The organism is Polaribacter sp. NJDZ03, assembly GCF_019263805.1.
Classification (GTDB): Bacteria; Bacteroidota; Bacteroidia; order Flavobacteriales; family Flavobacteriaceae; genus Polaribacter.
In genome coordinates this window covers 1,967,302-1,980,073 of sequence record NZ_CP079195.1, presented here as the reverse complement: position 1 = coordinate 1,980,073, position 12,772 = coordinate 1,967,302, and the positions used below count along the sequence as shown (strand labels likewise).

Sequence of the window (12,772 nt, the reverse complement as noted above, 5' to 3'; positions counted from 1 at the left end):
CTTTTAATTAAAACTCAATGATATTAAGAAGTACCATAGACCGCATTTTCGAAACAGCTAGAGTAGAAGAGGTTATTGGAGAATTTGTTGTGCTTAAAAAAGCAGGAAGTAACTTTAAAGGTTTAAGTCCGTTTACAGACGAGAAATCACCATCATTTATGGTGTCTCCAGTAAAACAAATCTGGAAAGATTTTTCTACAGGAAAAGGAGGGAACTCAGTTTCTTTTTTAATGGAGCATGAACATTATACCTATCCAGAAGCATTAAGGTGGCTAGCCAAAAAGTACAATATAGAAATAGAAGAAGCAGAGCAATCATCTGAAGAAAAAGCACAGATGAATGAGCGTGAAAGTATGTATTTGGTTTCAACCTTTGCCAAAGACTATTTTCATGATCTAATGCTTACTTCAAACAAAGGAAAAGCAATAGGATTATCTTATTTTAAAGAACGTGGTTTTACAGATGAAACCATTAAAAAGTTCGAGTTAGGATATTGTATGGATGAGTGGGATAATTTTACAAATGCCGCTTTAAAAAAAGGGTATGACTTAAAATTCTTAGCATCCACAGGACTCACAATTGTTAAAGAAAACAAGCAATTCGACCGTTTTAAAGGACGTGTAATGTTTCCGATACATTCTATGTCTGGACGTATTTTAGGTTTTGGAGGACGTATTTTAACGGCCGATAAAAAAGCTGCTAAATACTTAAATTCTCCTGAAAGTGAAATTTATCATAAAAGTAAAATTCTATACGGATTATACCAAGCTAAAAAAGAAATAGCCAAACAAGACAATTGTTTTTTGGTAGAAGGCTATACAGATGTAATTTCTTTTAATCAATCTGGGGTAGAAAATGTTGTAGCGTCTTCTGGTACAGCTTTAACACCAGACCAAATTAGGTTAGTAAACAGATTAACAAAAAATATTACTGTACTTTTTGACGGTGATGCAGCCGGAATTAGAGCTTCCATTCGTGGTATCGATTTAATTCTAGAGCAAGGAATGAACGTAAAAGTAGTTCAGTTTCCAGACGGAGAAGATCCAGATAGTTTTGCAAAAGCAAACTCCAACGCAGAGTTAGCTGCTTATTTAGAAAATTCTGCACAAGATTTTATCAACTTTAAAGTATCCCTTTTATTAAAAGATTCTAATAACGATCCTATAAAAAAGGCCGGTGTAATTAGAGATATTGTAACAAGTATCGCTAAAATTCCAGACGGTATTCAGAGAGAAGTTTACGTACAAGAATGTTCTAGAATTATGGACATTTCAGAACGTGTATTGTTTAGTGAGTTAGCCCAGTTGTTAAAAAAAGGGGCACAAGAAAAGAGTAAATTTACCAGACAACAAAACAATGCACCGCAAAACCCAAATGAGACTCCGCCAGAGTTTGCTAGTGGTAAAGAGCAAACTAAAATGGGCTTGGTTAAGGGAGGTGCTGTAACTAATCAGAAAATAGATCAACTTTCTATTTTAGAAAATGAAATTATTAAAATTTTACTTCTTTATGGAAATGAAGAAGTAGAATTTACGGAAGAGGTTGTAAATGTAGATGATGCAGGAAGAGAAAAAATAGGTACAAGAAAATATGAAAATACAGTTTCTGCAGAAATTTATGTGCATTTGCATGAAGATGAAATTGAGTTTTCTAACGTACTTTTTCAGGAGATTTATACAGAAATTATTCATCAATTAAATCAGTTAGAAAAATTAGATATAGATGGTTTAATTAATCATAAAAACACAGAGATATCTACCATTGTAACTTCTATTTTAATGGAAAAAGAAAATCCTAATAGACAATTAAGTAATTGGGAAGGACAAAATATAGAGGTAAAGTCAGCTTTAGAGGTTTTAGCCAAAGATGTGAATGATGTGGTGTATAATTTAAGACGAGTTTTAATAGGAGAGAAGATAGATGAGTTGATGAGTGAGGCGGTATCAAACCAAGGCGCACCAATAGATTTAGAGGTTATTAGAAATTATACGAGTCTAAAAATGAGGCTTTTTGAAAAGCTAAATAGAGTTGTTTAATATTATTAAATTGTAAAAAGGGTGTTTACACCTATAGTGAAAACTGATAATGATATAGATTTTTTGTATATTGCACTCGCAAAAAGAAAACCCTCATTATCATGAAAAAATTATTACAATTTTTAAGAATTATTCAATTATTTCTACTATTGCCATTTGAAATTTCAAAAGGGTCTAAGAAAAAAGCTTATATGAAGATAAAAAAAACGATGGTAGCTGCAAATTTACTTTAATTTCAAAATCTTAATAAAAAAGCCTTAATTTTATTTAAAAAATTAAGGCTTTTTTGTGCTTTTATTTTATTTCTTCGGGTATTTCACAAATAGGTATTGGCAACATTTTATGTTGGTTAATTCTATTTAATCTTGTGTAAATTTTAAAAACTTCTTGATTTCTTCCCGAAAAATCATTTTCAGATTTTCCCTTTTCTTGCATCACCATGGCCCATTCTAACTCATCATAAGAAGCGCCTATTTGATCTTCATCTGTTCTACTATCTCCAAATAAACCATCTGTTGGTTGTGCTTTTTGTATAGAATTTGGTACACCTAAAAACTCAGATAATTTATATACTTCAGATTTCATTAAATCTGCAATAGGACTTAAATCTACACCACCATCACCATATTTGGTGTAAAAACCAACGCCAAAATCTTCTACTTTATTACCGGTTCCGGCTACTAAAGAACTGTGTAAACCGGCTAAATAGTATAAAGTTGTCATTCTTAGTCTAGCTCTTGTATTGGCTAAAGATAAATCTACTTTTGGAGAAGGAGTTGCATTTGGAACTACATTTTTAAAATCTTCGAAAGTAGAGGTTAAATCTACTCGAACATCAGAAACATTATCAAAATTATTTTTTAATTGTGTAATATGTTCTTGTGCTCTAGTAACTTGAACTGGAGATTGATGAATTGGCATTTCTACACATAAAGTAGGTAAACCAGTTTTAGCACATAAAGTAGAGGTAAGGGCAGAATCTATACCGCCAGATACTCCAACTACAAATCCTTTTACTTTTGCATTTTCAGCATAATCTTTTAGCCATTTTATAATGTATTCGGCAACCTTTTCAGTCTTCATTGATAAACTATTTTAGTATTTTTAGCGTTCTTAAATCTAATGACTAAGGTACAAAGAATATGAGATTTTATTTTATGAATTTAATGGTTTTATGTGTTTTTTTTTCATGTTCTGATAAAAAAAACACTCAAATTGATGTTTCTACTGTAAATGTTGATTTTACCACAAAAAGATACGAAGTTGATTTTTATAATTCAACAGCAAAAACATTGCCCGCTCTTAAAAATGAATACCCCTATTTATTTCCAAAATCATTTTCAGATAGTTTAGCGATCTCTAAAATAGCAGATACGGACGAGCAAGAGTTATTTGCTGAAACACAAAAATTATATAAAGATATCTCTCAGCTAGAAGTAGAATTAAGAACCCTTTTTAAGCATGTTAAATATTATAATTCTAATTTTAAAGCGCCTAATGTAGTTACCATGATTTCTAATATAGATTATAATAGTAGAGTAATCTATGCAGATAGTTTATTGTTTATTTCTTTGGATGTTTACTTAGGAAAAACACACCGATTTTATGCAGATTATCCAAAATATATTAAAGAAAATAACAAAAGAGAAAATATAATTGTTGATGTTGCAAATACAATGATAGAAAAGCAATTAATACCATTTTCTAACAGAAGTTTTTTATCAAAAATGATTTATGAAGGTAAGAAGCTATATGTATTAGATTTGTATTTACCTACCATTTTAGATCAATTTAAAATTGGGTATTCAAGTGAAAAGTTAGATTGGGCTATTGCCAATGAAGAAAATATTTGGAAATATTTTATAGAAAAAAAGTTACTATTTAGTACAGAAACAGCTTTGAATAAAAGATTTTTAGACAATGCTCCTTTTTCTAAATTTTATTTACAGAATGATAATGATTCTCCAGGAAGAATTGGCGTCTGGTTAGGGTGGCAGATTGTGAAGTCTTTTATGCAAAATAATGATGTATCTTTGCAAGAATTATTAATTATTGATTTTGAAGAATTATTTCAAAAATCAAATTACAAGCCTAAAAAATAATGTCAATAAAACATAATTCACAAATTAATTTTGAAATTGGTTTAGATGAAAACAAAGTTCCAGAAGAAATTTACTGGACAGCAAACGATGGTGGTATAGATAATGAAGAATCTAAAGCGATTATGATTTCTGTCTGGGATCATAAGAAAAAAGATACTTTACGAATGGATTTATGGACTAAAGAGATGCCTGTAGATGAAATGAAGCAGTTTTATCATCAAACATTGGTCTCTATGGCAGATTCATTTGAACGCGCAACCGATGATCAGAAAATGAGTGCTACTATGCGTGATTTTTGTGATTATTTTGCAGAGAAGTTAGAGCTGAAATAAATACTACTTATTTTTAAACACAAAAAGGTTGTCCATGTTAATTGGACAACCTTTTTGTGTTTTTAATAAGATATACTGGTATTTATATAACGAGTTAAAAATTGATTGTATAACTATTTAGATTAGTTTATATCTACTAAAACTTCTTTAGGAGTATATTTATATTATTCCAAATAAGTGCAAAAGACAGAATTTTATTCCTTGAACTTAGATTGTTTTAAATAGTACAACTTAAATAAAAATACTTCATATATGCTTTACAAGGTATATATATTGCTTATTAAATTAAAGAGGTGCTATTTTATATGTTACAATTTTAAATAAAAAAAGAGGCTACATAAGTAGCCTCTTTTTTTATTTAATAGATTAATTAATTATTCATCAATTCTCTCTACCTCACCTATTGCATCAATAGGTTTAATCTCAACTCTTCTGTTTAATTGTCTTCCACCTGCATTATCATTAGAGAATTTAGGTCTAGATTCTCCATAACCTACTGGTTTAAGTCTATCACTTTCTATACCTCTCTTAATCATGTATTTTCTAACACTTTCAGTTCTTCTTTGAGATAAGTACAAGTTGTATCTGTCACTATTTCTATCATCTGTATGACCTTCAATAACGAATTTTACATCTGGTATTTTTTTCATTAATCCAATAATTTGGTCAATGGTACTGTAAGAAATTAATTTAATATCATCCTTATTAGTATCAAAGTAAATACTGGTTGCTAACAATCCAATTTGTTGGGTAATGTTAACTGGTGCTACTACTTCTTGTTTAGGACAACCTCTATTTTCTACAGGACCTGGAGTATTTGGACATAAATCTTTTGCATCCATTACGCCATCTCCATCTGTATCTACATTTAAAGGACAACCTTCATTTGATAATGGTCCGTATTCTAAAGGACATTTATCTTTAAAATCTGGTAAACCATCTCCGTCTGTATCTACAGCCTGACCGTTACCGTATACCATTGCACCTTTTGGAGTGTTTGGTTCTACATCTAATTCATCCATTACACCATCTCCATCTGTATCTACAATTGTAAATTGTGCTCCAGGAGCTTCTTCAGCAGCCCATATAATGTATTCTTTTTTCTTTCCTAATTTTAAAACAACACCTAAACTAGTAACAAAAAAGCTTTCCCAAGTCTGTTTGTCAGAAACAGCTGCATCTAAATGATCTTCATTATTAAGGTACATTCCTGTTCTAAATTCAACATCTATTCGTCTACTTATTTTTCTTTTTACACCTAGTTGTGCAGATAAAAAGATAGAACTTGCTTCATTTACACTATTTCTGTCTGGGTTGTAACCAAAGTCTACTAAAAGTTCATCTGGTGTTGCACCAGTTGGGTCTGTTTTATAAAGAGCAGAATCATATTGATGATATCCAACTCCAAAATAACCAGCCGCATGCCATTTAGTTGCATCCCTTTTAAACATGTTTGTTAAACTCACAATTAAGTTTAACTCAGCACCGTAAGACCTACCTTCAAATCGTAAGTCAGAATTACTAATAACATTATTTGGTACATATCTAAGAGAATATCCGTTAGAGAAAGATTGTACGCCTCCAGACATTTTGTTATATGTAGCTTTAAGTTCTAAACCTAAAATTGGGTTAAACATTTTATCTACATATACATAACCACCAAAATTCCAATAATTAGAATCATCAGCAACTCCAATTGAACGTAAATCTCCATGCATGATAAAATTACTAAAACCACCACCAATTGCCCAGGTGTTATTGTCTTTAATAATATCCTTACCTTTTACTTCGGTACTGTCGGTGTTTATTATGGTGTTTTCGGTAGATTGACCGAATGATTGAGCTATAATAGTACTGCTCAATAAAATAAATAGTATAATTCTCCTCATTTTAATTTGATTTTTTTGTTTTAAATAGTATAGGGGAATGATTCCCACAAAAATATATTTTTTTTTTTAAAAAAGCTTTATTTTGTTAACAATGTTCTTATAATCATCTTCATTGTTAAGAAAATCCATATCCGAAACGTCAATAACTTGCAAATTTAAACTTTTTTCAGTTTTAATAAAACTTTTATAACCATTATGAATACGTTTTAAGTATTCTGGTTCTATTTTTTGTTCATAAGCTCTTCCTCGGTTTTTAATGTTTTCTAACAGACGTTCTGTATTCTGAAATAAATAAATATATAAATCTGGTTTTGTAATTTCTTTGTACATTAAATCGAACATTTTTCTATATAAGAGATATTCTTCTTTTTGTAATGTTACTTGTGCAAAAATTAAAGATTTAAAAATATAATAATCTGAAATTATAAAGCTCTTAAATAAGTCGAACTGCGCTAAATCGTCGGTTAATTGTTGATATCTATCTGCTAAAAAACTCATCTCTAAAGGAAATGCATATCTTTCTTTATCTTCATAAAACTTTGGAAGAAAAGGATTGTCTGCAAAACGTTCTAAAACTACTTTAGCATTAAAGTCTTTAGATAGTAAGTTTGCTAAAGTTGTTTTACCTGCACCAATGTTTCCTTCAATAGCTATATAGTTATATTTTTCTGAAATAGAGATAGGTCTTTTTAAGGTTTCACTTAATTTTATTATTTCAGAGGTATCATCACAACCTTGTAAACATGCGGCAATTTCTTTTTTCTCTATAGGATGAATTGTAGTTGAAGCTATTTCTGCTAGAGGAATCATAACAAATTTTCGTTGTAACATTTTAGCATGAGGCACTATTAAGGCATTAGATAATATTATTTCATTATCGAATAATAAAATATCGATGTCTATATTTCTGTTTTGATATCCTTCTACAGCACTGCGTTGTCTACCTAATTTGTTTTCTATTTTTAATAAAGAGTCTATTAAGGTTTCTGGTTCTAAATTAGTTGCTACTTTTATACAAATATTAAAAAAATCATCACCTTCAAAACCCCAAGCCGGAGTTTTGTATATAGAAGATATTTTTTGAATACCTCCAATGCCATCATCTATCAAATTAATAGCATTTTGTAAGTTTTCAAGTTTGTTTCCCTGGTTTGTGCCTAAAGATAAATATGTAATATGTTGTATTTTCATTGTTGAGTGCAAAGAAAATAAAAGCATTCTATAAATACCCTATAAACCAAAAAAATCGCCAAAATTAATTGGCGATTTTTAATCTCAATTATGAGATACTGAAATAAGTTCAGCATGACATTTATTCTTCTTTTCTTGGTTCTCTTGGTTTTCTGTCATCACGTCCGCGATTATCTCTACTTCTGTTATCACGTGCACCAGAACGTTTATCATCTCTTGGTGGTCTTTCTACAAAACCTTCTGGTTTAGGTAAAATAGCCTTTCTAGAAACTTTTTCTTTACGTGTTCTTGGGTCTAAACCAAAGTATTTTACATCTAAGATATCTCCCATTTTAACAACATCAGAAACGTTATCTGTACGTTCCCAAGCTAATTCACTAACGTGAAGTAAAACTTCGTTACCAGGAGCTTCAGTATACTCTACAACAGCACCAAAATCTAACATTTTGATTACTTTTACTTCGTACACAGAACCTTTTTCTGGTTTAAACATCATAGATTCAATTTTAGCAATTACTGCTTCAATTCCTTCTGGTTTTGTTCCTAAAATTTCAATAATACCTTCTTCTGTTACAGCGTCTTCAGTAATTACAATTGTAGTTTCTGTTTCTTTCTGTAATTCTTGAATGTGTTTACCTCCTGGTCCAATAAATGCACCAATTAATTCATTAGGTATTCTTCTATTAACCATTTTAGGTGCATGTGCTTTAACTTCTATGTTAGCACCTGCAATTGTATCTGTTATTTTTCCTAAAATATGTAAACGACCTTCACGAGCTTGTTTTAGTGCATTCACTAAAATCTCATATCCTAATCCTTTTACTTTAATATCCATTTGACAAGCAGTAATTCCTTCTGAAGTACCAGTTACTTTAAAGTCCATATCTCCTAAGTGATCTTCATCACCTAAAATATCAGATAAAACTGCGTAACGATCTCCATCAGAAATTAATCCCATTGCAATACCAGAAACTGGTCTTATCATTTGAACACCTGCATCCATTAATGCCATTGTACCAGCACAAACAGTTGCCATAGAAGAAGAACCGTTAGATTCTAATACTTCAGATACTACTCTTACTGTATAAGGACAGTCTGCAGGAATCATTCCTTTTAAACCACGTTGTGCTAAGTTACCATGACCAACTTCTCTACGAGATGTTCCTCTTAATGGTCTAGCTTCACCTGTACAAAAAGGAGGGAAATTATAGTGTAAATAGAAGTTCTCTTCACCTTCATAAGATGGCATATCTATTTTCATTGCATCTCTAGATGTTCCTAAAGTTACAGTTGCTAAAGCTTGAGTTTCTCCACGAGTAAAGATAGAAGAACCATGCACAGATGGTAAATAATCTACTTCACACCAGATTGGTCTAATTTCGTCTGTCTTTCTACCATCTAAACGTAAACCTTCAGATAAAGTTAATTCTCTAACAGCTACTTTTTGAGATTTGTTGAAGTATTTACTAACTAAATCTCCATAATCTGCTAATTCTTCTTCGGTAAATGAAGCTTTTAATTCTTCTTTTACTTCAGCAAATGCAGTTGTACGTTCTACTTTAGATGTTCCTTTTTTAGCGATAGCATAACATTTGTCGTAACAAAAGTCATTTATTTTTGCTGCTAACTCTTCATCTTCTCTTTCTCCTTGGTATATTCTAGTTTCTTTCTTACCGAAAGCTTCTGCTAATTTTACTTGAGCAGCACACTGAATTTTAATAGCTTCATGTGCAAATTTAATTGCGTCTGCCATTTCTTCTTCAGAAATTTCATCCATTTCACCTTCAACCATCATTACAGAATCTGCAGAAGCTCCAATCATCATATCGATGTCAGATTCTGCTAATTGTGCTCTGTTTGGGTTGATTACAAATTCTCCGTTGATACGACCAACTCTTGCTTCAGAGATAGGGCATTCGAAAGGGAAATCTGATAATTGAATAGCTGCTGATGCTGCTAAACCTGCTAATGCATCTGGCATAACATCTTCATCATGAGACATTAATTGAATCATTACCTGTACTTCTGCATGGTAATCTTTTGGAAATAAAGGACGTAAAACACGGTCTACAAGACGCATTGTTAATACTTCTCCATCACTTGGTCTTGCTTCTCTTTTAAAGAAACCACCTGGATATCTACCTGCAGCTGCAAATTTTTCTCTATAATCTACTGTAAGTGGTAAAAAATCAACGTCAGATTGTTTGTAGTTAGAAACTACAGTACATAATAACATTGCTTTACCCATTTGAACAACAACAGAACCGTGTGCTTGTTTTGCTAATTTACCGGTTTCTAATGAGATAGTTCTTCCATCTCCAAGGTCTATAACCTCTCTAAATACTTTTGGAATCATAAATTTTAATTCTAAATTTTTAATTTGTTTGTTGTTGTGTTGTTGTACGTTGTTGCAATGGAAATTCAAAAATGCTGTTACTATTTTTGATTTTTTTTCCTGCCTTTGCAGGAATGCGGCTAATTAATTTAACCTTTTTTATATAGATTCTGTTTGTTAGTCAGAATTTAATACTTTTTTCTATTCTCTGTTTTGTGAGAATATTTTTCACTATTTTAAAGGAATGCTTTAAAATTTAAAAACAAAAAAGAGGAACGTTTATAGCCCCTCTTTTTTTAAGAATTATTTTCTAATTCCTAATTCTGCAATAATTGCACGATATCTTAAAATATCAGATTTCTTTAGATAATCTAATAAACTTCTACGTTTACCAACTAACATTACTAATGAACGCTCTGTGTTATAATCCTTACGATTACTTTTTAAGTGCCCAGTTAAATGGTTAATTCTGTGTGTAAACAATGCAATTTGACCTTCTGAAGAACCAGTATCGTTTTTTCCTTTACCGTGTTTTTCGAAGATGCTTTCTTTTACTTCTTTAGTTAAATACATTCCAATATTATTTAAATGATTATTATGTATATCAATGATATATTCATTGAAGCTGCAAATATATGATTATTTTTTTAATTTGATATAGGAAAATATATACATTATTTAGCTCTTTCTAAGATACATTGTAATCTGTTTAAGGGTTAAAAACTAAGGGTTTACTTAGTTTTTAACCTTTTATAAGAATGTTTTATATTATGCTCTAACAGGTATATTCTGAATTAGATCGATATACAGATTAATCTGTTTTTTTAAGTTTTTACGTTCGTAAATTGCATCTAAGAAACCATGTTCTAATACAAATTCTGATCTTTGGAAACCTTCTGGCAAATCTTTACCGGTAGTATCTTTTACAACTCTTGGTCCTGCAAATGCAATTAAAGCATTTGGTTCTGCAATATTAATATCACCTAGCATAGCGTAAGATGCAGTGGTACCACCTGTTGTTGGGTCTGTACATAAAGAAATGTACGGAATATTAACTTCTGCTAATTGTGCTAATTTTGCAGATGTTTTTACCAATTGCATTAATGAAAGTGAGGCTTCCATCATTCTTGCTCCTCCAGATTTAGAAACCATTAAAAAAGGAATTTTGTTTTTTATAGAGTAATCGATAGCTCGTGCTATTTTTTCTCCTACAACAGATCCCATAGATCCACCAATAAAAGCAAAGTCCATTGCTGCAATTACAATATCTTTTCCTAAAGATTTTCCAACAGCTGTTCTAACAGCGTCGTTTAATTTTGTTTTTTCTTGCGCAGCCTTTAATCTATCTGGGTATTTTTTTGTGTCTTCGAATTTTAAAGGATCTTTAGAGGTTAGATTGGCATCTAGTTCTTTAAACTTATTTTCATCAAAAAATAATTCGAAATATTCTTTACTTCCTATTCTTACATGATATCCATCTTCTGGGCTAACATATAGGTTTCTTTTTAATTCTTCTGTATCTATTATTTTTCCACTAGGTGTTTTGTACCATAACCCTTTTGGAGTGTCTTTTTTATCTTCTGTAGAAGTCTGTATTCCTTTATCCGTTCTTTTAAACCAAGCCATACTAGTTGTTGTGTTTTAGGTTATTTCTAAATTTATGTAAAAAAAAATTAGAACCGCAAATGTAAAAGTTTTTTCTTAAAAGTATCCTTTTTGATCTCTAAACTCATAAAAAAAAAGCACTTTGATTTTAATCAAAGTGCTTTTTAAAAATATTTTTAAGATAACTCTTATAAAGTATCTACATTGTTTAAGTCCGAGAATGCTTGTTTTAAACGTGCAATAAAAGTAGCTTCACCTTCACGTAACCATTTTCTTGGATCGTAATATTTTTTGTTTGGAGATTCAGGACCATCAGGGCTTCCAATTTGAGATTTTAAATAATCTGCTTTTTCTCCCATATAATCTCTAATTCCGCTCATAAAAGCATATTGCATATCTGTATCAATGTTCATTTTAATAACACCGTAACCAATAGCTTCTCTAATTTCTTCTAATGTAGAACCAGATCCTCCGTGAAATACAAAATCGATATGATTTTCTTCAACACCATATTTCTTAGTAATAAATTCTTGAGAATTTTTTAAGATTTTTGGAGTTAATTTTACGTTTCCTGGTTTATAAACACCATGAACGTTACCAAAAGCTGCAGCAATTGTAAATTTATCACTTACTTTAGAAAGCTCTTCATAAGCATAAGCAACTTCTTCTGGTTGTGTGTATAATTTAGACTCATCAACATCACTGTTGTCAACACCGTCTTCTTCACCACCTGTAATACCTAATTCAATTTCTAAAGTCATACCCATTTTACTCATACGAGCTAAATATGTTTTACAAATCTCAATGTTTTCTTCTAAAGGCTCTTCAGATAAATCGATCATGTGAGAGCTATAAAGAGGTTTACCAGTTTCTTCGAAATGTTTTTCTGAAGCATCTAATAATCCGTCTATCCAAGGTAATAATTTTTTAGCACAGTGGTCTGTATGTAAAATAACAGGAACTCCATAAGCAACCGCTAATTCATGTACATGTTTTGCACCAGCAATACCACCAGCAATGGCAGCTTTTTCACCTTCGTTAGATAAACCTTTTCCTGCGTTAAATTGTGCACCACCGTTAGAAAACTGAATAATTACCGGAGCATTTAAGTCTCTTGCTGTTTCTAAAACACCGTTAATTGTATTAGATCCAATAACATTTACTGCTGGTAAAGCAAATCCTTTTTCTTTTGCGTATTTAAAAATAGCTTGAACTTCTGATCCAGTTGCAACACCTGGCTTTATATTATGACTCATGTTTGTTTATTTTAATCATTAATTAC

The 12,772-nt window shown here is 30.9% G+C and carries 10 protein-coding genes; 3 read left to right on the top strand and 7 right to left on the bottom strand.

Annotated elements, in window-relative coordinates:
- The first annotated feature begins 17 nt into the window (after positions 1 to 17).
- Positions 18 to 2,036 (top strand): DNA primase, encoded by a 2,019-nt coding sequence (dnaG, locus tag KV700_RS08495; RefSeq protein WP_166384373.1) that lies wholly within the window; start codon positions 18 to 20, stop codon positions 2,034 to 2,036.
- Between the two features lie 294 nt (positions 2,037 to 2,330).
- On the opposite strand, the gene nadE is transcribed toward dnaG, so the two are convergent.
- Positions 2,331 to 3,119 carry an NAD(+) synthase gene (nadE, locus tag KV700_RS08490; protein ID WP_218599766.1) on the bottom strand — a complete coding sequence of 263 codons (789 nt, stop codon included), beginning with the start codon at positions 3,117 to 3,119 and terminating at the stop codon, positions 2,331 to 2,333.
- A gap of 59 nt (positions 3,120 to 3,178) precedes the next feature.
- On the opposite strand from nadE, the gene gldB reads away from it, so the two are divergent.
- Together gldB and gldC are read left to right on the top strand one after the other, a co-directional pair.
- On the top strand, positions 3,179 to 4,138 hold the full coding sequence (gene gldB, locus KV700_RS08485) for a gliding motility lipoprotein GldB (RefSeq protein ID WP_218599765.1): 960 nt from the start codon (positions 3,179 to 3,181) through the stop codon (positions 4,136 to 4,138).
- A complete protein-coding gene (gene gldC, locus KV700_RS08480) occupies positions 4,138 to 4,470 on the top strand; it encodes a gliding motility protein GldC (protein ID WP_166384379.1) in 333 nt (110 codons plus the stop codon). The genes gldB and gldC overlap by 1 nt, the downstream gene beginning before the upstream one ends.
- A gap of 374 nt (positions 4,471 to 4,844) precedes the next feature.
- Here gldC and KV700_RS08475 read toward each other — a convergent pair whose 3' ends face one another.
- The 6 genes from KV700_RS08475 to fbaA all read right to left on the bottom strand — a co-directional run bounded on the left by KV700_RS08475 (position 4,845) and on the right by fbaA (position 12,746).
- Positions 4,845 to 6,359 (bottom strand): OmpA family protein, encoded by a 1,515-nt coding sequence (locus tag KV700_RS08475; protein ID WP_218599764.1) that lies wholly within the window; start codon positions 6,357 to 6,359, stop codon positions 4,845 to 4,847.
- Positions 6,360 to 6,425: 66 nt separating this feature from the next.
- A complete protein-coding gene (gene folK / locus KV700_RS08470) occupies positions 6,426 to 7,550 on the bottom strand; it encodes a 2-amino-4-hydroxy-6-hydroxymethyldihydropteridine diphosphokinase (protein ID WP_218599763.1) in 1,125 nt (374 codons plus the stop codon).
- Positions 7,551 to 7,671: 121 nt separating this feature from the next.
- A complete protein-coding gene (locus tag KV700_RS08465) occupies positions 7,672 to 9,906 on the bottom strand; it encodes a polyribonucleotide nucleotidyltransferase (protein WP_218599762.1) in 2,235 nt (744 codons plus the stop codon).
- Between the two features lie 282 nt (positions 9,907 to 10,188).
- The gene (rpsO, locus tag KV700_RS08460; protein ID WP_166384388.1) at positions 10,189 to 10,458 is read right to left on the bottom strand and encodes a 30S ribosomal protein S15; all 270 of its coding nucleotides are present in this window, start codon (positions 10,456 to 10,458) and stop codon (positions 10,189 to 10,191) included.
- A gap of 195 nt (positions 10,459 to 10,653) precedes the next feature.
- Positions 10,654 to 11,511, bottom strand: coding sequence for an acetyl-CoA carboxylase, carboxyltransferase subunit beta (accD, locus tag KV700_RS08455; RefSeq protein WP_166384390.1), 858 nt, complete (start codon positions 11,509 to 11,511; stop codon positions 10,654 to 10,656).
- Between the two features lie 167 nt (positions 11,512 to 11,678).
- Positions 11,679 to 12,746, bottom strand: a complete 1,068-nt coding sequence (gene fbaA, locus KV700_RS08450; protein ID WP_218599761.1) for a class II fructose-bisphosphate aldolase — start codon at positions 12,744 to 12,746, stop codon at positions 11,679 to 11,681.
- Positions 12,747 to 12,772: the final 26 nt, after the last annotated feature.